This window comes from Streptomyces cyaneus (assembly GCF_004028635.1).
GTDB lineage: Bacteria > Actinomycetota > Actinomycetes > Streptomycetales > Streptomycetaceae > Streptomyces > Streptomyces cyaneus.
This window is the reverse complement of record NZ_RQJW01000005.1, coordinates 292923-313495: the sequence shown is the minus strand read 5'-3', so window position 1 is coordinate 313495 and position 20573 is coordinate 292923. Positions and strand designations below refer to the sequence as shown.

The following is a 20573-nucleotide window of genomic DNA, read 5'->3' as shown; positions in this document are numbered from 1 at the left end:
GGGCGGCCGGCTTGGAGCAGGGTGGTCGGTGCTGTCGCCGTAGAGGAGGAACCGTGAAGCGTCGTGTCGTCGCCGCCCTGGCCGTGGCCATCGCCGGGCTGATGCTGTCCGCAGTGCCGGTCGCGGCCCTGAGCGGCCTTGGTGAAATGGGCCGCGACGACTGGAACATCTTCCTCACCAACATCGGCCTGTAGCAGCGCCGGATTCGTAACGCCCGGCCCAGGAACGCCCGGCCTAGGAACGCCACCGCCTCGCCGTGGCTACGGCCGTCCCGACCCCCGCGATCACCAGCCCGATCCCACCGAAGATCAGCGGCAGCAGCCACAGCGAGGCGAACCCGTTGATCCGTGCGTCCTCGGGGGAGTCGGGGCGGTAGAGCACCTCGACCCGCTCACCCTCCTCGTACGACGGTGGATTGGAACCCGTCGAGCTTCGGAACCTCCTCGACGTGCCGTCCGCCGACGCGAACTCGACCACCGGGTACGCCACGGGCTCGTCGTTCGTCCTCTTCTTACGGGACGCGCCGCTGTTGTCGTCCCGCCACTCCAGCGCGACCACCGTGCCCCGGGCACGCTCCGCATCCATCAGGAACGACACCGACATCCCCGCCAGGACCAACCCGACGACCAGGAACACCGCCCCGAACGCGATCGCCCCGAACGCGACCCACTTACGGGCCCCCCGCCCACGCACCTGAACCTGCACGACGTCCCTCTCACTCGCTGGAAGTGAGGGGGACGTTATCCCAGGCGCGTGACAGATTGCATCCGCAACTGGCATGCTCACGGTCGCGATCGATCATTGTCACCATCGGGGGAACGATGACTACGGGGCCTGGAGGGTTCTCGGCACGAGCAGAGTCCTTGGACGGCAGTTCGCATCTCTTGAACGAGCTGGCCGGACTGCTGTACGCCGGGCGCATGGACGGGGAGAACGCCACGCAGTGCCGCGTGCCGCGAGCGCATCCCCAAGTAGCCGAAGCAGTCGAGGACTTCGCGCGCTACGCGCAGGATCAGTACGGGGACCTGGTGACGTTGCTGTCGGCCCTCTCAACGAAGCTGCAGTCGACGGGAAACGCCTACGTGAAGGCCGACGCCGATGCGCAGCGCGCGATGGACGACCTGCTCGACAAGGGGCGTTACGTCGCGCCCGAGGACCGGTGAGCGCCATGGCCTACCGCGCAGACGTGGAGTTCCTCGACGCCTCGAACCCGCAGCTGATCGAACGGACCGCAGCCGAGTACGGCCGCCTGCACACCCTCCTGGCTTCGTGTGACGACGACTTCCGCAAGGCCGGGAAGGTCGAGTGGGAGAGCGAACACCGGGAGCGTTACAGCAAACGATTGAAGGAAGCGCTCGACCTGGCGGAGCACCTCTCGGCAGCCTTCAGCCGCGTACGCAAGGCGCTGGACGCCTACGCCACGGCTGTCGAGCAGGCCAAGGGGCACTTCAAGAGCGGGCGGACCACAGAAGACCGTCTGGTCGAGGTGATGTCCCGTGAAGCCCACGCGATCACTCCCACCGCGCGTGCTGCGGAACCGCTGCATCAGTGGGAGGACCTGCGAGGCACGACCGGTTTCCTCGACTGGGCGGCAGAACTCACCGTCGACGTGGACGCGATCCGCGAAGAGGCCGAGCACTACTACAACGCCACCAGGAACCACTACGGCGACGCCCAGCGTGTGGAGTCCGCGGCCCGAGAGGACTGCGTGCACGAGATAGGGGCAGCCTTGCGTTCCCTGCCGGACTTCCGCGGCGGAGACGCCGACTACCCCGCCCTGCTGGCCGGCGCCGTAGACGCGTTGCGCCAGGAAGTGAGCGACGCGAGCCGCAACCCGAACGCACAGCTTCCCGGCACCGGCATGAAGATCGACTCGATCCCCACGGCGTCGAGCGACACCCCGGTCTCGCCGTCGCTGCAGCGCATTCGGGACAGGCTCGCGCATCTGCCGGGCGCGCAGGACCACTACCTGTATCTGCCGTCCGACGACGACGCCGGCCGCCGCAAGTACATCTCGGGGAACAAGGCGCTGATCAACGATGCCGCGCACAACTCCGGGTTGCCGCCCGAGATGTTGGCGGGCATTGCCTGGCGGGAAGTCGAAGGCGACCCTTCCTGGATCGACGAGGCCGCCTACGGGGTCCGTCGTCACCTCCCCGGCATGGGAGAGGCGGACCAGACCTCCATGGGGCCGATCGCCATCCAGGTGCGCCGGTCTGCCGAAGTGCTCGGCTACGACCCGGAGAACCTCACCGACGCACAGCGTGAGGAGGTGGTCAGCGCGAGCAAGGACCCAGGCCAGAACATCTACATCGCAGCGGAGTACCTTGCCCAGCTCAAGGCCGAGAGCGAGTTCGCCGACGTGCCGCCGGAGCAGCTGACCAGGGCGCAGATGCAGGAGCTCGCAGCGCGCTACAACGGCGGCCCCTATTACCGGAGCGATGACGCCCAGGCATACGGCCGCCAGTTCGACAGGGACGTGGACGACGCGAAGCAGGCACTCGAGTCATGACCGTGCAGCAGGCACCACAGCCGTCACAACCGCCACAGCCACAGCCGTCACGACGGCCACAGGCGTCACGGGCCAAGGGTGTCGTGTGCGCGGTCCTGCTGGTCACCGGCTTCCTCGTGGCGGGAGCCGCAACGGGCATCGCCTATCTGTCGAATCCGCTCGGCCCCTGGGACCACCAGGCTTACGACCACATCCGGCTGTTCGGAAAGCTCGGGCTCTCCTTCGCCTTGCTCACGGCACCGCTCGCCGTTTTGGCCGCCGCACGCCGCTGGCTACGGCTGTGGTGGATCGTTCCGTGTGCGGTGGCCGCGATGGCGGCTTGGGGACGCCTCACGGTGTTCTTTCCAGCACGCTGACGACCTTCGGCTGCGCGCCGGGGTGACGGTGTGTGTGGGGCGCGCGAGGCAGCCCCTCACATCCTGGCCTTCGTATCCGACCCTCAGGGAATGCCGCAGCCTGAGCCGGTCAGAACACCGCTAGGCAGCCTTGCGCCGCGCCGCATGCGGGCCCGGGGCGGGCTCCTGCGCATCCTCGACCTCGGACCAGAGGATCTCGTCTTCTCCGAAGTCCGGGGCATGGAAGGGGTTCGTCGCCGGAGGCGGCGATACTGCGGTGGAACGGCGGGGTTGCCCTTCCGGAGCGGAGAACAGCGACGTGGAGTCGATGAGAGGTCTGCCTTTCGTTACAGGTCCCTGATGGGGCCTGGTGTGCCGTGACCGGGCACAGCGGTCCTAGAGCTTGGTCATCTTGGCGTACGGGCTCAAGATCCGCATCTGGGTTGAGCCGAAATCCACGAGCGCCGCGATTCCGTCCTCGATGCCGACCACCCGGCCGAGGCCGTACACGTCATGTGTGACCTGGTCGTCTATGGCGAAGTGCTTGGGAGCCGGTGCGGACGGGGCCTTGAAGGGGCTGGTGGGCAAGTGACGCTTGGGTGCCGCAGACTTTGTCATGGCTCAGTATGCGCCTACGAGCCCCCTGCTCGCTGTGGCCATCGGCACAGATCCACACGGAACAGCCGCGTCGCAGTGTCACAAGCGTGTTCGGAAACGGCTCCCGCTCGGTGTGAGCAGGCGGAAGCATCGCTGTCATGAGGCACGATCACCGGGAAATTCCAACTCTCGGGGGACTTCTCATGGCTCACGCAGCTCGTTCACGCCGTACCACCGCGGTACTGGCCGCTCTCTCGCTCGGCATCCTGGCACTGACCGCATGCAACGGCGATGCCGAGAAGGGCACGGCCGCTCCGAGCGCGGTGGCGAGCCCGTCCGCTGCGGCTGCGGACAAGGGCTCCGAGACGCCCTCGACGGCCGGCCCGGGTGACGGCGGCAGCGCCGGCGGGGGCTCCTCCGACAGCGGTGGCAGCACCCCGCCGTCGTCCGAGTCCAGGTCCGACGACGGCCAGGACGGCGGAGTGGGCATGTGCGAGACGACCGACTTGAGCTACAACGTCACCGTCGCGTCCAAGCCCGTCAACCACGCCTTGCTGACCGCGACGAACAAGGGCAGCGACCCCTGTCTGCTGCCGACGAACGACCTGGTGATCACGATTCCGGGGCTCGACGGCGCCGCCGAGCACATGGGCCCCGACGGCAAGGACTGGATTCTGAAGGCCGGCGAGCGCGCCTACGCCGGGATCATGTTCTCCCGCGCCGACACCGCGGGCGGCAAGAGCGCCGACAAGGTGGAGGTTGCGCTCACCTCCTCCGAGAGCCCTGCGACAGTGCCGATCGACGGTGGCCCTGTCACGGTCAACGACGGCCAGGTCACCAGCTTCTTCGGCACCGCTGAGGATGCACTCACCTACTGATCACGCCGCGCGCCCGACCCCGAGGACATCGAGCATCGCGCGGGTGGCCGGGCTGGGGTTGAAGCGGCTCCACGCCAGGTACTCGATGCGATGCGGTCCGTCGGCCACCGGGACCAGCGCCAGTTCGGGGTCGTCGGTGGCCCGAGGTCGGATGAACGCCGACGGCAGCAGCGCGATGCCGAGCCCGCGCGCGACCAGCCGGGTGATCAGCTCTACGACGCCGGCTTCGTACGCGACGTCGCGGACCAGGCCCGCCGCGGCGAACGCCTGATCGGACTGGGCCCGGGCGGGCGTCCCGCTGACAAAGTCCACGAAGGTCTCCTCGGCGGTCTCCCGCAGTGTGACCCGGGAAGCGCCCGCCAGCCGATGCCCGGCCGGCACCACCAGCACGTGCTCGTCGTGATCGAGAACAACGCTCTCCACGCCGGAAGGCCGTTCGTTCTCCGGCATGCCGAGGAAGGCGATGTCCAGGTCGCCGTTGCGGACCGCCGCCGCCAGTTCGTCGCTGCGTCCGGAACGGAGGGCGACGCGGACGTCCGGGTGCCGGGCGCGGTACCGCTGCAGCAGATCGGGTACGTCGACGGCAGCCGTCGTCACGATCACACCGACGGCGAGCCGCCCGCGCACCACGCCGGTCGCGGCGGCGGCGTCGGCAGCCGCGCGGTCGGCGGCGGCCAGGCACTCGCGTGCGCCGGCGACGAACGCCGCTCCCGCAGGGGTCAGCTCGACGCGGCGGCTGGACCGGGCGAACAGCTTGACCCCGAGCTCCCGTTCCAGGCCGGCGATCCGGTGGCTGAGCGACGACTGCACCACGAAGCAGCGCTCCGCGGCACGGGTGAAGTTGCGGGTTTCGGCGACGGCGACGACGTAGCGCATCTGCTGGAGATCCACCCAGCCATCGTTCTGGTTCATGGCTGCGATGGCAAGCATGTGTTGGACTCATGGCCGGCCTGGATCTGAGACTTCATCACATGCATACCTCGACCGAGCGGGCACCGGGCCCGCCGCGGATCTCGTACCCGCAGCAGGTGGCCACCGTCGCACTGACCGCACTCGCCCCCGCGACCTGGGGCACGACGTACGTCGTCACCACGGAACTGCTCCCACCCGGGCATCCGCTGTTCGCCGGGATGCTGCGCGCCCTGCCCGGCGGGCTGCTCGCGCTGGCGATCACCCGCGTGCTCCCGCGGGGGGACTGGTGGTGGAAGGCCGCCGTCCTCGGCGCGCTCAACATCGGCGCCTTGTACCCCCTCTTGTTCGTGGCGGCCGAACGACTCCCCGGCGGTGTCGCCGCCACTCTCGGTGCCACGCAGCCGCTGATGGTCGCCGGGCTGGCCGTCGCGCTGCTCCACGACCGGCCGACGGTGTGGCGACTGACCTGGGCCGTGCTCGGCGTGGTCGGTGTCGGACTCGTCGTACTGGGGCCGCAGGCCCGGCTGGATGCCGTCGGCGTCCTCGCCGGCCTCGGTGGTACGGCCACCATGGCCGCCGGGATCGTCCTCACCAAGCGCTGGGGCCTTCCCGCGGGGGTCGGTCCCCTGACCCTGACCGGTTGGCAACTGGCGGCCGGCGGCCTGCTGTTGCTGCCGCTCGCCGTCGCGATCGAGGGGGCTCCGCCGCACATCGACGCCGGTGCCGTCGGCGGATACCTGTGGCTCGGCAGCGTGGGTGGGCTGGTCGCGTCCACGCTGTGGTTCCGCGGCGTCGGAAAGCTGCCGGTCGGCGCGTCCGCACCGCTGGTGCTGCTGTCCCCGCTGGTCGCGGCCGTCATCGGCATCGCGCTGGGGGAGTCCCTGAGCCTGCTGCAGACCTTCGGCTTCGTCCTCGCCCTGGCCGCGTTGCTCGCGGCGCAGCTCAATGGCCCGACCCTGTCGGTCCGCGTGGTGCGCGGCAGACCGACAGAAGCCCGCATCCGAGAAGGCCGGACACAGGGTGAACACGCGCAGGGCGAACACGCACAGGGAGGTCGGATCCGATGAAGGCAGGCATGAAGATCGCCGTACTGGGTGCCACCGGGATGGTCGGCAGCCGGGTGATCAATGAGGCCGGCGCACGCGGACACCAGGTGCTCGCCCTGTCCCGGAAGCCCGCGAGTGAGAACCCGAGGAACCGGAACGTGACGTCGATCGCGGTCGACGCGAACGACTCGCACGCCATACGCGAGGCGCTGGCGGGCTCCGCCTCCCACGGCGCTGCGGACGCCGTCGTACTGACCGTTCGGACCATGCCGGTCGACGAGGAGTTCCTGGTCGGCACCACCCGTACGGTGCTGGACATCGCCGCACAGCTCGGGATCCGCGTCCTAGTGGTCGGCGGCGCCGGCGCATTGCGCAGCCCCGACGACCGCAATCTGCTGGTCGCCGACAACCCGACGTATGTGCCCGCCGAAATCAAGGCCGTCGCCGCCGCCGGAATCGCCCAGCTGCGAACCTGCCAGTCCCATGCCGATGCCGATTGCGTCTACCTGAGTCCACCGGCCCTGCTCGAACCCGGTGAACGAACCGGCCGCTATCGGCGCGGCACCGACACCTTGCTCATCAGCGCCGACGGCCGATCCTGGATCAGCGCCGAGGACCTGGCCGTCGCCGTGGTCGACGAGCTCGAGACCCCTGGTCCCGACCACCTCATCACGGTCGTCCACCGCGGCGAAAGCCGTCAGTGAGCCGGGCCTCCTTGCCTGCCTGGCTGCCTGCCTGACCGCTCGGCGAGGCGCCAATTGCTCATGCCTCGGACTGGAGGCGGCGCCTTGGCCGTACCCTTCGTGTGTCAACGGCGTCACATAGCGGGCGCCAAACACTGGAGGCAATACCTCGTGCTGATTGCTCAGCGTCCCTCACTGACCGAAGAGGTCGTCGACGAGTTCCGCTCACGGTTCGTGATCGAGCCGCTGGAGCCGGGCTTCGGCTACACCCTCGGCAACTCCCTGCGTCGTACGCTCCTGTCCTCGATCCCCGGAGCGGCTGTCACCAGCATCCGCGTCGATGGTGTCCTGCATGAGTTCACCACCGTGCCGGGCGTCAAGGAGGACGTCACCGACCTGATCCTCAACATCAAGCAGCTGGTCGTCTCCTCGGAGCACGACGAGCCTGTGGTGATGTACCTGCGCAAGCAGGGCCCGGGTCTGGTCACCGCCGCCGACATCGCGCCGCCGGCCGGTGTCGAGGTGCACAACCCCGACCTCGTCCTCGCCACGCTCAACGGCAAGGGCAAGCTGGAGATGGAGCTGACGGTCGAGCGTGGCCGCGGTTACGTCTCCGCCGTGCAGAACAAGCAGGTGGGCCAGGAGATCGGCCGTATCCCGGTCGACTCCATCTACAGCCCCGTGCTGAAGGTCACGTACAAGGTCGAGGCCACGCGTGTCGAGCAGCGCACCGACTTTGACAAGCTGATCGTCGATGTCGAGACCAAGCAGGCGATGCGTCCGCGTGACGCCATGGCATCGGCCGGTAAGACGCTGGTCGAGCTGTTCGGTCTGGCCCGTGAGCTGAACATCGACGCCGAGGGCATCGACATGGGCCCGTCCCCCACGGACGCCGCCCTCGCCGCCGACCTCGCGCTGCCGATCGAGGAGCTCGAGCTCACGGTCCGTTCGTACAACTGCCTCAAGCGGGAGGGCGTCCACTCGGTGGGTGAGCTCCTGGCGCGTTCCGAGGCCGACCTGCTCGACATTCGTAACTTCGGTGCGAAGTCGATCGACGAGGTCAAGGCGAAGCTGGCCGGCATGGGCCTGGGCCTCAAGGACAGCCCGCCCGGATTCGACCCGACCGCCGCTGCCTTCGGCGCCGACGACGACGCGGACGCGGGCTTCGTGGAGACCGAGCAGTACTGAACACCGCGCCGGGTTGCGGGGGAGCCGGGACGGCACAGCGGCCGGCGATGAGCGCCGGCCGCCCGCAGCCCGGCTCCCCCAGGGCCCCGGCCCCGCCCTCGGCGCCGGGACCCGGGTGAGCTACTTGCCGAGGACGATGGTGTTGTTGCAGCCCTGGCTCGAGCCGAGGTCGGTGGTCTGCGTGCCGGGCGAGCCCTCGCCGTTGGACCGGTTGGCTTCCCGGCCGTTCTCGAACCCGATCTGGCCCTGTACGTCGACGTTCTCTTCGATCGTGCTGCACGTGGTGCTCTGGGCGATGTAGACCGTCCTGCTCTCTTTGCTGTCGGCCTTGTGTCCGCGTCCGTGCTTGTGCCCCTGCTTGTGCCCCTGCTTGTGTCCGTGCTTCTGTCCGTGCTTGTGTCCCTGCTTGTGTCCGTGCCCCTGCCCGTCGGCGTAGGCGGCGCCGGTGCTGAGGAAGCCGATGGCGCCGAGGAGGACGGCCACGACAGCGGTCTTGCGAGGCTTGCGCATGTCTTCTCCGAGCGTTGAAGCGGACGCGTACCCGTACGCGATCCGCCACGTCATAAGGTGACGAGAGGTTAATCCTCAAATGTCCGAGATATGCTCGTCGGCACGCCGGATCTTCTGATCAACGAGCAAGGGTGTGGGCCCCGCGGTCGGCCCAAGTTCCCTGTACGGCCAAGGCATCACGAAGCCGAACGCGGGCAAGAGGCGCTCCGCGCAGAACCACCCGTGTGGCCGCGCCACGAGCGCGAGGCGGCCCAGGCTCTTCGCCGCTGACCCAGGGCGCCGACGAAACTCCCGTGAAGCGTCGACGAGTTCAACTCGGGCACGGTCGGCTTCGCTCGCCGGGCCTTTGAGGCCGACCTCCGTCATCAGTGACGGAGGTCGGCTTCTCGGCGCTGAGAGGGAGGGGCGCGCCGCGCGTCCCTCCCGTCTCATGTTCCTCTGGGGGGACTTCCTTGACCACGACACCGTCCGGCGGCCGGCACAGACGCCGGATACGCATCGCCCTGCCCGTCGCCGCCGCCGGTGTCGCCGCGGCCGTCGCCGCCGCGGTGATGACCTCCTCCGCCGGTGCGGCCACCGCCGTGCCGACCCCGACGGTCAAGCCGGCCATCGACTCGCCCTCGCTGTCCACCCTGGAGAAGCGCATCGCGGGCGCCCTCGCCGCCGACGACACCGCGGGGCAGGCGACCAAGAAGTCGTCGCTGAGCTCCGGCACGAACACGTCGAGCGTCGAACCGATGGTCATCGGTGGCAGCGAGACCACCGTCAGCACGGCCCCGTGGATGGCCCAGCTCTGGTACCACGACGACAGGAACACCCCCGAAACCACCGACGACGTGGACTTCTTCTGCGGCGGCGCGGTCGTGGCGCCGACGAAGATCCTGACCGCCGCCAGCTGCCTCAGGCAAGACAACAGGGACTACAACTGGCAGGCCCACGGCGCCGTCGTCACGGGTACCGACCAGCTGCCCACCACCGACTCCACCGGCACAGCCGACCTGCACGGCGGGCAGGCCACCGCCGTGCTGCGTCAGTGGTGGCAGCCGGGGTACGACCCGGTGGACAAGGAGGTGGGGAAGAACGAGAGCGACCTCGGCATGCTCACCCTGTCCGTCCCAGTCAAGGCCACGCCGATCCGCATGGTCACCTTCGGCGACACCGCCTCGTACGCCGCCGGTACCCAGGCCAAGTTCTACGGCTGGGGCCGTACCAGCTCCACCAGCCAGGACATCTCCCAGACGCTGCGGACGGCCACGCTGACCCTGCAGTCCGACAGCACCTGCTCAGGCGTCTACGACTCGGCGTTCGTCGCGGGGCGCATGGTCTGCGCGGGCACGCAGAGCGGGAGCGACACCGATACCAGCGCGGTGTGCGACGGTGACTTCGGCGGCCCGCTCGTGGTGGGCGGCAGGATCGCCGGAGTGGCCTCCTGGGGCCATCACAGCGGCTGCGCGGCGAAGGGCTACTACAGCGTCTTCACCAAGATGAGTGCCTACGCCGGTTCCGCCTATCGCCAGATCGACGACACGAACCTGAGCACCTTCAACAACAAGGCCGACGGCAAGGCCGACATCTTCGTCCGGGCCTCCTCCACGAAGACCGGCTACGAGAAGGACTCCAGCGGCAGCTCCTTCGGCGCCCGCGTCTCCTGGGGCAACTGGGGCGGCGCCAACCTGGTCCTCCAGACGGACCTCAACCGGGACGGCTACCAGGACCTGGTCTACCGGGTCAGCTCCACCGGTGACGTGTACTGGACGCACTACGTGCTCAACAGCGCCCGTACGGACGGCTCCTGGACCGACACGAAGATCTTCACCGGCTGGAAGACCCGCACCCGGATCATCGCGCCGGGCGACGTCACCGGCGACTACCTGCCCGACATCCTGTCGGTGGACTCCGGCGGGACCCTGTGGATCTACCCGGGCAAGGGCAACGGCACCTTCGGCTCACGCTTCTCGGTCCGCACCGGCTGGAACCAGTACAACTCCGTGCGCGGCCACGGCGACTTCACCGGTGACGGCAGGGCCGACCTGCTCGCCCGCCAGGCCGGCACCGGCGACCTGTACCTGTACAAGGGCACCGGCAAGACCGGCGCCGAGGCCTTCTCCTCCCGGATCAAGGTGCGCAGCGCCTGGACCGGCTACAACGCCTTCGACGCGGTCGGCGACGTCAGCGGCGACGGCTTGGCCGACTTCCTCGCCCGCACTCCCGGCGGCACGCTCTACCTCTACAAGGGCACCGCGAAGGCGACCACCGAGATCTTTGCCCCACGGGTCTCGGTCGGCACAGGTTTCCAGCAGTACGACATCTGGGGCTGAAACCGAGGTCGGCGTACGTACAACTTTTGCGTACAACCTTTCGGCTGCCGGGTACGTCGTAGAGCGCAGTTGATCAGATCAACCAAATCAACAGATCAACCAGATCAACCAGGTCGACCAGATCAACCAGGTCGCTCACAGCACGATCTCGACAACGGAGACCCATGCGCGCCAGACGTACCGCCCTCGCCGCTGCCGTGGCCCTCGCGGCAGCGGTCGGCACACCGCTCCTGACGGCCCCCGCGGCGTCGGCGGCCCCCGCCAAGCTGTCCGACGACTTCAACGGCGACGGCTACCGCGACTTCGTCATGCTCGGCGGCTCGCACGGCAAGGACGGCCGGGTCACCGTCGTCTACGGCACGTCGGCCGGCCCCGGCACCCGCGTCCAGACCCTCCACCAGGACTCGCCCGGCATCCCCGGCGCGGTGGAGGAGGGCGACTGGTGGGGCGCCGCCGCCACCACCGCCGACCTCGACCGGGACGGCTACGCCGACCTGGTCGTCTCCTCGCCCGGTGAGAACGTCGGCACCATCCAGTCCCGGGGCGGGCTGACCGTGGTCTGGGGCAGCGCGAACGGCCTCGGCTCGGGCACGGTGTTCAACTCGCCGGTCCCGCAGGAGTACGAGAACCAGGGCGACTTCTTCGGCGAGGACGTCGTCTCCGGCGACTTCGACGGCGACGGCGACCCGGACCTCGCCGTGACCAGCAACAGCCAGGTCGGCGTGGTCCTCCTGAAGGGCCCCTTCACGCGCGCCGGCGGCAAGAGCGGCTGGGATTCCCTGGGCGGTGGCTACGGCTATCTGCACGCCCCCAACCTCGTCGCCGGCCGGGTCACCGCCGACGCCGCGACCGACCTGTACATGCTCGGCTCGGATCTGCAGGACGGCGACATCAACATGCGCGCCTACTTCCACCGCGGCGGCAGCACCTTCACCCAGCGTGCGGGCGAGGTGCTGGTACCGGACGACGGCGGCCACCAGGGCGGCGACATCCTCGCCATCGGCGACTTCGACAAGGACGGCTACGGCGACCTCGCCATCGGCCGCGGCTACGAGACGGGCGACGGCGAGCGCGGCTACGTCACCGTCCAGTACGGCGGCTCCGGCGGCCCCAACGCGGCCCGCAAGCCGGTGAAGTTCACGCAGAACACCACCGGCGTACCCGGCTCCTCCGAGAACGAGGACTACTTCGGCTCCGCCATCGCCGCAGGCGACGTCAACGGCGACGGCTACGCGGACCTCGCCGTCGGCGCCCGCGGCGAGGACCTCGGCACCAAGCGCAACGCCGGCTCGGTCACCGTCCTGCTCGGCCGCGCGGGCGGCCTGTCCGGCACCGGCGCCAAGTCCTACTCCCAGGACACCTCCGGCATCACGAGCAGCCCCGAGACCGATGACCAGTTCGGCGCCTACCTCAAGCTCACCGACTACACCCGCGACGGCCGCGCCGACCTGATGATCGACACCAACGAACAGCTGGGCTACGAGGACCGCTGGGGCCTCGTCCACCAGCTCAAGGGCTCCACGTCCGGCATCACGACGACGGGCTCGAAGTCGTACTCCGTGACGTCGCTGAACCTGTCGTACGCACGGCTGGGCGGGCCGTTCGCCCGCTGAGCCCGCTGAGCCACATTGACCCCTGGGCCTTCGGCGACCGCTGAGGAGCGATCCACATCCAGCCCCCTGCCTGCCGGCAACGAGTCGGCAGGCAGGGGGCTTTGCTCGCCCAGGCTTGTCCGACACGCCGTCGTACCAGGAAGATCGTCGGTCATGCGCCTCGACGAACTCAACGCTCCCGAACGGCGGTTGTGGGACTCCTTCTCCCAAGGACGCACCGTCGATGTCGATGCCCTGGACGATCCGGCATCGGCGGAAGCAGTGGTCCGGGCCGACGTCATCGCGGCGCTGTTGCTGGGCGCCGGCGTTGATCACGTACCGGGTGACCGCCCTGCGCTGCGCCTGACCGGTGCACGCGTCACAGGCTGCCTGGATCTGCGATTCACCGAGATCGCCGTGCCGGTGGTCCTCACCGACTGCCGCTTCGACGAGGCCCCCCTGCTGCAGGGCGTCCGGACCCGTGAGTTGGTCATGAGCGGCTGTGACCTGCCGGGCTTGGTCGCCGACACAGCGCAGATCGATGGGCGTCTGGTGCTCTCCCGTTGCCACGTGACGGGGCCCCTCGTGCTCACCCGTACCCAGATCAACGGTGATCTGGACCTGCGTGACATGGTGATCACGTGCCCCGACGGCGAGGCGATATCCGCCGTCCACGCCAAGGTGGGCGGCGATGTGCTGTGCACCAACCTGGCTGTCGAGGGGCGATTCCGGCTGTCCGGTGCGTCCATCGACGGCGAGTTCGATCTGGAAGGCGCTTCGCTGCGCAACCCTGGCGGTCACGCCCTGGACGCCTACCACGTCCAGATCGCCGAGGACTTCACCTGCCACCCGGGATTCAGCGCCGAAGGACGGATCATCCTCTCCGGTGCCACGGTCGCGGCAGCCATCGGCTTCTGCGGCGCCCGACTGAGCAACCCCGGCGACATCGCCCTGGAAGCGGTCGATGTCACGGTCAGCCGCAACTTCGACCTCGGCCGTGGTCTCACCGTCGACGGCGCCATCCAACTCGACGGCACGCGCATCGGTACGGAACTCAGCTTCCGCGACGCCGAACTGACCCACCCCGACGGCACCGCCCTGTCCCTGCGCGCGATCCAGACCCGGGAAACCGACCTGCGCACCCGGCGTCCGATCGCTGGCGTCGTGGACGCACGCAACGCCCAGCTCGGGACGCTGTACGACGCCCCCGACACCTGGCCCGCCGACCTCCGGCTGGCCGAGACGACGTACGACGCCCTCGCGTTCCCCCTGTCGGCGGCCGAGCGAGTCCGGTGGATCCGGCGCACCAGCGGCGGCTACCTTCCACAACCGTACGAGCAACTCGCGGCGGCCTACCGGAAGTTGGGGCACGAAGACGAAGCGCGTACGGTGCTCCTCGCCAAACAACGCCACCGCCGCACCACCCTCTCCCCGCACACCCGCGCCTGGGGCCACATCCAGGACGTAGCCGTCGGCTACGGCTACCGGCCTCTGCGCGCAGGTCTCTGGCTGATGGCGCTGCTCGTCTGCGGCGCACTGTTCTTCGGCCTGCATCCGCCCGCCCCGCTCGAAGCCGGCAAGGCGCCGGACTTCAACGCCGTCTTCTACACGCTCGATCTGCTGGTGCCGATCATCACGTTCGGGCAGGAAGGCGCCTTCGCGCCGCGCGACAGCGGGCAATGGCTGGCCTATGGGCTGATCGCGGCCGGCTGGGTCCTGGCCACCACGGTCACGGCCGGAGTGTCCCGCGCGATCAGCCGTCAGTGACCGACGTTCCACCCGATCGAAGCACGGCGACCCGGCGGCACCTTCTGTAACCGTTCCAGTTCGGACTGTTGACATTTCACGTACTTCCCCTTTAACGTCGCGCCAATATTTCGAACATGTGACTACATTTCGAACGTTGAAAGGCGAGTGCCCTGTGCGTTCCCGGAATCAGCACACATGCGGTCGGAACGCGGCACCGATGCGAACCAGGTCCACCCGCGCGGCACCCATGTGCGGGACCTGACCCTCGACGACATCGCCCGGGAGCGGGTACGGCGCGTCCCGTTCCACGAGAAGAACAAGGAACAAATCACCATGTTCAATCGAAGAACCGTCCTCGCTGGAGGTGCCTCCCTCGGCCTCACCCTGTCCGCCTGCAGTAAGGGCAGTGAGGGCGGCTCAGCGGACAGCTCCGAGGGCGGTACCGTCGGCATCGCCATGCCGACCCGGTCCTCCGAGCGCTGGCTCACCGACGGCAAGAGCATCGTCGAGGACCTCAAGGGCAGGGGGTACAAGACCAAGCTGGTCTACGGCGACGACAACCCGAAAGCCCAGGTCTCACAGATCGAGAAACTGATCCGGCAGGACGTCGACGCCCTGATCGTCGCGGCCATCGACAACAGGTCGCTGAACGGCGTGCTTCAACATGCCGCCGACGCGGACATTCCGGTGATCTCCTACGACCGGCTCATCCTCGGCACCAAGAACGTCGACTACTACGTTTCCTTCGACAACGAGATGGTCGGCATGATCCAGGCCCACTACATCGTCGATAAGCTCGGCCTGGAGGACGGCAAAGGCCCGTTCAACATCGAGTTGTTCGCCGGTTCCCCCGACGACAACAACACCAAATACTTCTTCGACGGTTCGATGACGCACCTGCAGCCGTACCTGGACAGCAGGCAGTTGGTCGTCCAGTCCGGCGAGACCGAGCTCAACCAGATCACCACCCCTCGCTGGGACGGGCCCACCGCGCAAAAACGCATGAGCGGCATCCTCACCAAGTGGTACCGCAGCGAGCGGGTCGACGCGGTCCTGTCGCCGTACGACGGCATCTCGAGGGGCGTTCTGTCCGCGCTGAAGTCGGGCGGCTACGGCTCCGACCTCAAGCCCCTCCCCGTCATCACCGGCCAGGACGCCGAACTGGCGTCGGTGAAGTCGATCATCGCGGGTCAGCAGTCACAGACCGTCTACAAGGACGTCCGTCGGCTCGCCGAGGCCGCCACAACCATGGTCGACGACATACTCAAGGACAGGGTGCCGTGGGTGGACGACTCCACGGGTTACAAGAACGGCGTCAAGGCCGTGCCCGCCGTTCTGCTGCAGCCCACGAGCGTCGACAAGACCAATTACGACGTCCTTGTCACGGACGGCTACTTCACCGCCGCCGAACTCAAGTAGCGGCACGGCCTCTACGTGTCAGAGGCCGCGGAACTCGCCCGCCGTGAACGGCCGGACGTCGTGCTGATGGACGTACGCATGCCCCAACCGGACGGCATCGAGGCGACCCGGCAGATCTCCTGGCTGGTTAGTCCGCGGTTTCCGTGATGAGGACGGCGGTGGTGACCGGGCCCGGCGCGTCAGTGGTGGCCGCGGCGGCTACGGCATCCCGGACGGCGCGGGCGACTTCCAGTGGATGGTGTCCGGGGGCGACCGCGAGGTGGACCTCGATGCGTCGGCCGGGTGGATCGTCATGGTCCTCCACCTTGACCGGGCGGCTTCCCAGCACGGTGGTGAGGCGGGTGACGCCCGGAACACCCGTCGCGACGTCCGCCAGCTCTCCGACGGGCCCCCGCACGGGTCCTGTTCCGGTCACACGGGGCGAGCCCCGTGTGGCCCCCGCTTCCGGCTCGGACCCCACGGCCCTCCCCGCGGTCCGCGACTTCACGCCTGTCTCCGGGCCCCCATGGATATCCGTGACGCGCAGGTCAGCTGTCACGGCGGCCAGGCCGAGCCGTTCGGCGGCTGCGGTGAGCAGTGTGCTCCTCAACTGATCGACGGTCTCGGGGAGGGGCTGCGCGAGGGACGCTGTGAACGCGGCCTCGATCCTGAGCGGGCCAGGCGGTAGCGCGCTGGCCGGCGGACGGACGGCCGGCTCGGACACGGGTTCGAGCGGTGCCGACCCGATGCGGAGAGAGTCCAGCCACACACCGGGAATCTCAGCGGCAGCCCGCCCGAGGGCCCGGACGGCCGCTTGCTCGGTGATCCATGTCCCGTCGTCGGGCCCGCCGAGCGGGAGCAGTCGGCCAAGGCCGAGCTGGTGCCGTACTGCCTGCGTCCACGCCTCGGTTTTCACCGGCCTCTCACCCTCTCTCCCTGGCCGCGGTCCTCCACCCCGCCTCACGTCGACGTTCGGAGCGAAACGTACTAATTCGAATATAATCGTCACAAACGGTGCAAAGCGGGCTTCCGGAGGGAGGAATGCCCTGATGACTGAGAACACCGGCGCAAAGTATGGCGGTGCGCCCGGTTCTCGTGGCCGGACGACCATCGCCGATGTGGTGGTGGAGAAGATCGCCGGAATGGCGGCACGGGACGTGCTCGGCGTCTATGCCCTGGGCAGCGGATTCGTACGCTCGATGGGATCCATGCGGGAGCGGATGCCTGGCGCCGGTAGCGGCAAGTCCGTCACACGCGGGGTCGATGTCGAGGTCGGAGAGCTGCAGGCGGCCATCGATCTGGAGATCGTCGTCGACTACGGCGTCTCGATCACGGACGTGGCCGGTGCGGTGCGGGAGAACGTGATCTCCGCAGTGGAGCGGATGGCGGGCCGGGAAGTCGTGGAAGTCAACATCACTGTCAGCGACGTGAAGCTGCCCGACGAAGAGGACGAAGAGGAAGAGCGGCAGCGGATCCGGTAGCCGAGGCGGAGCAGCCCGGTTGAGTGAAGGAGCGCGTGATGAGCAGGGCCGTGGTGGGCTTGATAGCCGGAATGACCCTGGGTTTCGCCGCGTATTTCGGTGACTTCTGGGCCTTTCTGCTGGTGCTGGGGCTGGGCGTGGTCGGTCTCGTGGTCGGGCGGTTCATGGAAGGCGATCTCGAACCGGGCGACTTCGTCCGCCGCCGAGACCGGCAGGAGCGGATCCGCGATGACCGGCGCCGGGTTCGGGGAGACTGGCGGCAGTGACCGCTGAAGCAGATCGGCGTCCGGGCATTCCCCGCGGAGAGCGCGGCGCGATCACCGTCGCCGACCGGGTAGTTGCGAAGATCGCTTCCCAGGTGGCGCGCGACGCGCTGAGCCGGTTCACCGAATCGGCCGGCCAGGTACCACCCGGCCGCCGGACGCCACGCGTGACCACATCCGTGCGGCGGGCACCGGAGCGGAATACCGCTCGGGCACCGGAGCGGAATACCGCAGGACGAGACGCTGAATCCGCCGCCGGACGGCAGGCGTTGCCCTTCGAGGCGCGGATGCGCATCGCCGTCGAACTCGGCTATCCGTCCGACATCGGGGCGCAGTGTGCCGCGGTGCGCGGGGAGGTGACCGAACGGCTCAGGACGTGGGCCGGCATGGAGGTGTCCGACCTCGTGGTGTCGGTCGAGAGGCTGCACTCGGTGCACGTGCGGCACACGGACCAGGAGAGGGTGAGATGAGCGCGAACACCTGGCGGCAGCCGACCAGTGACAGCGGCCTTCCCTCCGAGTCCGGACAGACAGCTACGTCCGCCGACGGCACCCCGGGGGCGGGCGAGGGCGCGATGACGGCGAGGGATGAATCAGGCCGGTCAGGGCGCCGCTTCTGGTCTTCGCGGCGGATTCCCGCGGCCTTGGTGGCCCTGCTGTCCGCCGCGGCCGTCGGACTGCTCCTGTACGACGTGGTCTCGGTGCGGGCAGACCGGACTGCGATGCGCTGGCGGCGGCGGCTCGCCGAGGAACTGGCCACACGGCCACTGGATGACGTCTGGATGATCGTCGGGGCCGCGGTGGCCATGGCCCTCGGCCTGTGGCTCTTCTGGCTGGCGGTGACGCCGGGACTGCGTGGGCTGCTGCCCATGCGGCAGCCCACCGACATCCCCGGGGCAGAGGAGGTGCGCGCCGCGCTCGACCGCCGCGCGGCAGCCCTGATTCTCCGCGACCGGGCCATGCAGGTGCCCGGTGTCCAGTCGGCACAGGTCGCTGTCGGCCGCCGGAAGGTCAAAGCCCGGGCACGGGCACATTTCCGTGATCTCGAGGACGTCCGCACCGACCTGGACGCCACGCTGGGGGAAGCCGTGACGTCCTTGCATCTCGCCCGGCCACCCACGCTGACCGTACACGTCCGGCGCCCGAAGGGCTGAGGTGATCCCGATGCTCAAGACAGTGAACCGGGTGCTGCTGGGGCTTCTCGGCCTCGGGCTGTTCGCCCTGGGCGGCGGCGTACTGCTGGGCGGGCTGGATCTGCAGCGCCACTGGGATTTCGGCATGCCGGGCTGGTGGCCCTTCCGTGGGCCGGACGATGTGGTGCTGGGCGCCGAGGGGCGCACCCGGTGGCGGGACGAGGGCTGGTGGTGGCCGACCGTCATCGCGGTGCTCGCCGTGCTGCTGGTCCTGCTGCTGTGGTGGCTCCTTGCACAGCGCAGACACCACCTGGGCCAAGTCCTCGTCGACAGCGAAGACGGCGCGGCAGCCCGACTCGACGGCCGCACGCTGGAAGACGTGATCGAGGAAGAGGCGCAGGCCCTGGACGGGGTCTCGCGGGCTCATGTACGGCTGACGGGCCGAAGTACCGCTCCCACCGCACGCGTACGGCTGTTGCTGGAGCCTCACGCGGATCCAGCATGGACCCTGGAGCGACTGAGCCGGGAAACGCTCGCACACGCACGAGACTCGGCAGGCCTGGACCGCCTCCCGTCGAAGGTCCGAATCCGGGAAGCCCGCCACCGCGCCCAACGCGCCGCCTAGGCCCACGTGGGCCGCAGTCTTACGGGGGTACCGGCTGTGAGGCGTCCCGGATTCCTGGAACCCGAGCATTGCCCTGCAGGGGATCGGACGCCCGAGAATGACCATACGGCGCGTTCCAGCGACCTGATCCTGCCTGGACGGTGGATCGTCCGGCCTGCGACGGCACCGCCACGGGACTGGTCCGACCTACTCTGGCATGACGGGGATCCTGACTCTCGACTCTCGTCGGAGGCCCTCCATGACCGCCTCGCAGTCGTCCTTCCCGTCCGGTAGCGGCCTGTGTGCCGAGGCCTTCATGCACCACTCCTCGGCCGACGCGACACCGAGCACAGTCACAGCGTGTCCCGCCATGCTCAAGAGGCCACGCAGCTCTCGCGCGGCCCTTCCCGAGGGCATCCCGTCATGATCCTCTTCCTGACCCTGCTCATCGCCGGCATCGCTCTGGTCGCCATCGGCGCAGCCGTCGACGGCGTGCTCTATGTGTCGTCCGTCGGCGTACTACTCCTCATCGCCGATCTGCTCTACCTGGCGGCCCGCTCTGTGTGGCGCTCCCCGCGGCGCCCGGCCCGTTGAAGAGCCCGACCACGGCGACGGCCCCAAGTGCCGCCGAGCGTGCAGCCGTTCGGGGCTGCCACGGTGCCGAACCGACCGACCGACCGTCCGGCCGAGCCGGCGCGGCGACGGCGGAAAGGGCGGCGATCGGGTCTCGTACCGGTCGCGGGCGGGGAAAGCCGGGCCCCTTGCCAGGGGCGCCATCGGCGAGTCTCCGCCGGTCCGGCTCCACGCCCCACCGACCTGAAAGACAACCAGGAGATGCTCGGCCACTCCTCGATCACCATCACGGCCGACACGTACACGAGCCTGCTTCCCGAAGTGGATCTGGCGACCGTCCCCGATCCCCGATGCCGCGGCCCGGCTGGTGATCCATCGGGAGAGAAATCGGAGACCATCTGCCCGACCGGGCGGAGGTGCCAGTGCCGATCCCCGGGCCGCGCGGAGCGCAGGGGGAGAAGGGCGAACCGGGCGAGCCAGGGCCAGCCGTCACCGGCCCGGTGGTCCGCAGGGGGAGCCGGGCGAGTCGGTGACTGGCCCGCAGGGACCCCCTGGTGAGTCGGTGACCGGACCGCAGGGGCCTCAAGGCGAGCAGGGCCCGCAGGGCGAGCGGCGGGAGCCGGGCCCGGCCTGCCCGGACGGCTATCACCTGGAGGCCCCGTCGTGGGATCCGTATGCACGGTTGTGCAGGCAGGCCGGAGCGCCGCCGGATGAGCCGGGCAACTCGGAGCAGGGGCCGCAGTCGTTGGCGTTGGATCCACAGCGTCGGCAGTACGTTTAGCTGGTGGGCGGCTATGGCTCC

Annotated in this window: 23 protein-coding genes and 1 pseudogene; 19 read left to right on the top strand and 5 right to left on the bottom strand. The window is 69.0% G+C overall.

Features of this window, described 5'->3' with window-relative positions; all coding sequences use genetic code 11:
- The first annotated feature begins 53 nt into the window (after positions 1-53).
- Positions 54-194: a hypothetical protein gene (locus EHO50_RS44060; RefSeq protein ID WP_164904890.1), complete on the top strand. Its 141-nt coding sequence runs from the start codon at positions 54-56 to the stop codon at positions 192-194.
- A gap of 40 nt (positions 195-234) precedes the next feature.
- Here EHO50_RS44060 and EHO50_RS20005 read toward each other — a convergent pair whose 3' ends face one another.
- Entirely contained in the window at positions 235-705 is a 471-nt protein-coding gene (locus tag EHO50_RS20005; RefSeq protein WP_128431593.1) for a DUF3592 domain-containing protein, read from the bottom strand.
- Positions 706-863: 158 nt separating this feature from the next.
- Here EHO50_RS20005 and EHO50_RS20000 point away from each other — a divergent pair, with 158 nt between their 5' ends.
- From EHO50_RS20000 to EHO50_RS19990, 3 genes are read left to right on the top strand one after another with little or no spacing between them, the layout of a single operon-like run.
- Positions 864-1163: a hypothetical protein gene (locus tag EHO50_RS20000; RefSeq protein ID WP_246101249.1), complete on the top strand. Its 300-nt coding sequence runs from the start codon at positions 864-866 to the stop codon at positions 1161-1163.
- A gap of 5 nt (positions 1164-1168) precedes the next feature.
- Entirely contained in the window at positions 1169-2512 is a 1344-nt protein-coding gene (locus tag EHO50_RS19995; protein ID WP_128431587.1) for a hypothetical protein, read from the top strand.
- On the top strand, positions 2509-2868 hold the full coding sequence (locus EHO50_RS19990; protein ID WP_128431584.1) for a hypothetical protein: 360 nt from the start codon (positions 2509-2511) through the stop codon (positions 2866-2868). The genes EHO50_RS19995 and EHO50_RS19990 overlap by 4 nt, the downstream gene beginning before the upstream one ends.
- A gap of 375 nt (positions 2869-3243) precedes the next feature.
- Here EHO50_RS19990 and EHO50_RS19980 read toward each other — a convergent pair whose 3' ends face one another.
- Positions 3244-3465: a hypothetical protein gene (locus tag EHO50_RS19980; protein ID WP_128431581.1), complete on the bottom strand. Its 222-nt coding sequence runs from the start codon at positions 3463-3465 to the stop codon at positions 3244-3246.
- A 182-nt stretch (positions 3466-3647) separates the two neighbouring features.
- Here EHO50_RS19980 and EHO50_RS19975 point away from each other — a divergent pair, with 182 nt between their 5' ends.
- A complete protein-coding gene (locus EHO50_RS19975; protein ID WP_128431578.1) occupies positions 3648-4322 on the top strand; it encodes a DUF4232 domain-containing protein in 675 nt (224 codons plus the stop codon).
- Here the strand turns inward: EHO50_RS19975 and EHO50_RS19970 are convergent, their stop codons facing one another.
- Positions 4323-5213: a LysR family transcriptional regulator gene (locus EHO50_RS19970; protein WP_128432488.1), complete on the bottom strand. Its 891-nt coding sequence runs from the start codon at positions 5211-5213 to the stop codon at positions 4323-4325.
- 80 nt (positions 5214-5293) lie between these two features.
- Between EHO50_RS19970 and EHO50_RS19965 the strand changes: the two genes are divergently transcribed.
- The 3 genes from EHO50_RS19965 to EHO50_RS19955 all read left to right on the top strand — a co-directional run bounded on the left by EHO50_RS19965 (position 5294) and on the right by EHO50_RS19955 (position 8151).
- The gene (locus EHO50_RS19965) at positions 5294-6301 is read left to right on the top strand and encodes an EamA family transporter (RefSeq protein ID WP_128431575.1); all 1008 of its coding nucleotides are present in this window, start codon (positions 5294-5296) and stop codon (positions 6299-6301) included.
- Complete coding sequence (locus EHO50_RS19960) at positions 6298-6984, top strand: NAD(P)-dependent oxidoreductase (RefSeq protein WP_246101247.1); 687 nt, start codon at positions 6298-6300, stop codon at positions 6982-6984. The genes EHO50_RS19965 and EHO50_RS19960 overlap by 4 nt, the downstream gene beginning before the upstream one ends.
- A 150-nt stretch (positions 6985-7134) precedes the next feature.
- Positions 7135-8151, top strand: a complete 1017-nt coding sequence (locus EHO50_RS19955) for a DNA-directed RNA polymerase subunit alpha (protein ID WP_128431572.1) — start codon at positions 7135-7137, stop codon at positions 8149-8151.
- 120 nt (positions 8152-8271) lie between these two features.
- Here the strand turns inward: EHO50_RS19955 and EHO50_RS19950 are convergent, their stop codons facing one another.
- Positions 8272-8661 carry a hypothetical protein gene (locus tag EHO50_RS19950; RefSeq protein ID WP_128431569.1) on the bottom strand — a complete coding sequence of 130 codons (390 nt, stop codon included), beginning with the start codon at positions 8659-8661 and terminating at the stop codon, positions 8272-8274.
- Between the two features lie 551 nt (positions 8662-9212).
- Between EHO50_RS19950 and EHO50_RS19945 the strand changes: the two genes are divergently transcribed.
- From EHO50_RS19945 to EHO50_RS19925, 5 genes and pseudogenes are all read left to right on the top strand, one after another.
- The gene (locus EHO50_RS19945; protein WP_128432483.1) at positions 9213-10979 is read left to right on the top strand and encodes a trypsin-like serine protease; all 1767 of its coding nucleotides are present in this window, start codon (positions 9213-9215) and stop codon (positions 10977-10979) included.
- Positions 10980-11143: 164 nt separating this feature from the next.
- Complete coding sequence (locus tag EHO50_RS19940) at positions 11144-12592, top strand: FG-GAP and VCBS repeat-containing protein (protein WP_128431566.1); 1449 nt, start codon at positions 11144-11146, stop codon at positions 12590-12592.
- A gap of 153 nt (positions 12593-12745) precedes the next feature.
- The gene (locus tag EHO50_RS19935; protein ID WP_128431564.1) at positions 12746-14338 is read left to right on the top strand and encodes an oxidoreductase; all 1593 of its coding nucleotides are present in this window, start codon (positions 12746-12748) and stop codon (positions 14336-14338) included.
- A 315-nt stretch (positions 14339-14653) separates the two neighbouring features.
- On the top strand, positions 14654-15739 hold the full coding sequence (gene chvE / locus EHO50_RS19930) for a multiple monosaccharide ABC transporter substrate-binding protein (protein ID WP_128432480.1): 1086 nt from the start codon (positions 14654-14656) through the stop codon (positions 15737-15739).
- 18 nt (positions 15740-15757) lie between these two features.
- Positions 15758-15856, top strand: a pseudogene (locus tag EHO50_RS19925) (response regulator); the annotation flags it as partial.
- Positions 15857-15866: 10 nt separating this feature from the next.
- Here EHO50_RS19925 and EHO50_RS19920 read toward each other — a convergent pair.
- The gene (locus EHO50_RS19920) at positions 15867-16634 is read right to left on the bottom strand and encodes a hypothetical protein (RefSeq protein ID WP_128431561.1); all 768 of its coding nucleotides are present in this window, start codon (positions 16632-16634) and stop codon (positions 15867-15869) included.
- Between the two features lie 133 nt (positions 16635-16767).
- Here EHO50_RS19920 and EHO50_RS19915 point away from each other — a divergent pair, with 133 nt between their 5' ends.
- The 6 genes from EHO50_RS19915 (at position 16768) to EHO50_RS19890 (ending at position 19792) form a co-directional block, all read left to right on the top strand.
- The gene (locus tag EHO50_RS19915; RefSeq protein WP_128431559.1) at positions 16768-17199 is read left to right on the top strand and encodes an Asp23/Gls24 family envelope stress response protein; all 432 of its coding nucleotides are present in this window, start codon (positions 16768-16770) and stop codon (positions 17197-17199) included.
- Between the two features lie 38 nt (positions 17200-17237).
- Positions 17238-17465 carry a hypothetical protein gene (locus EHO50_RS19910; RefSeq protein WP_128431556.1) on the top strand — a complete coding sequence of 76 codons (228 nt, stop codon included), beginning with the start codon at positions 17238-17240 and terminating at the stop codon, positions 17463-17465.
- Positions 17462-17932: an Asp23/Gls24 family envelope stress response protein gene (locus tag EHO50_RS19905; protein WP_128431553.1), complete on the top strand. Its 471-nt coding sequence runs from the start codon at positions 17462-17464 to the stop codon at positions 17930-17932. Before EHO50_RS19910 ends, EHO50_RS19905 begins: the two co-directional genes overlap by 4 nt.
- Complete coding sequence (locus EHO50_RS19900; RefSeq protein WP_128431550.1) at positions 17929-18615, top strand: DUF6286 domain-containing protein; 687 nt, start codon at positions 17929-17931, stop codon at positions 18613-18615. The genes EHO50_RS19905 and EHO50_RS19900 overlap by 4 nt, the downstream gene beginning before the upstream one ends.
- A 10-nt stretch (positions 18616-18625) precedes the next feature.
- Positions 18626-19219 (top strand): alkaline shock response membrane anchor protein AmaP, encoded by a 594-nt coding sequence (gene amaP / locus EHO50_RS19895; RefSeq protein WP_128431547.1) that lies wholly within the window; start codon positions 18626-18628, stop codon positions 19217-19219.
- 339 nt (positions 19220-19558) lie between these two features.
- Positions 19559-19792 (top strand): hypothetical protein, encoded by a 234-nt coding sequence (locus EHO50_RS19890; RefSeq protein WP_128431544.1) that lies wholly within the window; start codon positions 19559-19561, stop codon positions 19790-19792.
- The last annotated feature ends 781 nt before the right edge of the window (positions 19793-20573 follow it).

Bases quoted from the DNA above. Each gene is read 5' to 3' on its own strand.
- EHO50_RS19945 (WP_128432483.1), top strand. From the start codon at position 9,213: ATGACCTCCTCCGCCGGTGCGGCCACCGCCGTGCCGACCCCGACGGTC.
- EHO50_RS19940 (WP_128431566.1), top strand. From the start codon at position 11,144: ATGCGCGCCAGACGTACCGCCCTCGCCGCTGCCGTGGCCCTCGCGGCA.
- EHO50_RS19990 (WP_128431584.1), top strand. From the start codon at position 2,509: ATGACCGTGCAGCAGGCACCACAGCCGTCACAACCGCCACAGCCACAG.
- EHO50_RS19965 (WP_128431575.1), top strand. From the start codon at position 5,294: ATGCATACCTCGACCGAGCGGGCACCGGGCCCGCCGCGGATCTCGTAC.
- chvE (WP_128432480.1), top strand. From the start codon at position 14,654: ATGTTCAATCGAAGAACCGTCCTCGCTGGAGGTGCCTCCCTCGGCCTC.
- EHO50_RS19900 (WP_128431550.1), top strand. From the start codon at position 17,929: ATGAGCGCGAACACCTGGCGGCAGCCGACCAGTGACAGCGGCCTTCCC.
- EHO50_RS19915 (WP_128431559.1), top strand. From the start codon at position 16,768: ATGACTGAGAACACCGGCGCAAAGTATGGCGGTGCGCCCGGTTCTCGT.
- EHO50_RS19935 (WP_128431564.1), top strand. From the start codon at position 12,746: ATGCGCCTCGACGAACTCAACGCTCCCGAACGGCGGTTGTGGGACTCC.
- amaP (WP_128431547.1), top strand. From the start codon at position 18,626: ATGCTCAAGACAGTGAACCGGGTGCTGCTGGGGCTTCTCGGCCTCGGG.
- EHO50_RS19975 (WP_128431578.1), top strand. From the start codon at position 3,648: ATGGCTCACGCAGCTCGTTCACGCCGTACCACCGCGGTACTGGCCGCT.
- EHO50_RS19980 (WP_128431581.1), bottom strand. From the start codon at position 3,465: ATGACAAAGTCTGCGGCACCCAAGCGTCACTTGCCCACCAGCCCCTTC.
- EHO50_RS19910 (WP_128431556.1), top strand. From the start codon at position 17,238: ATGAGCAGGGCCGTGGTGGGCTTGATAGCCGGAATGACCCTGGGTTTC.
- EHO50_RS19960 (WP_246101247.1), top strand. From the start codon at position 6,298: ATGAAGGCAGGCATGAAGATCGCCGTACTGGGTGCCACCGGGATGGTC.
- EHO50_RS19950 (WP_128431569.1), bottom strand. From the start codon at position 8,661: ATGCGCAAGCCTCGCAAGACCGCTGTCGTGGCCGTCCTCCTCGGCGCC.
- EHO50_RS19995 (WP_128431587.1), top strand. From the start codon at position 1,169: ATGGCCTACCGCGCAGACGTGGAGTTCCTCGACGCCTCGAACCCGCAG.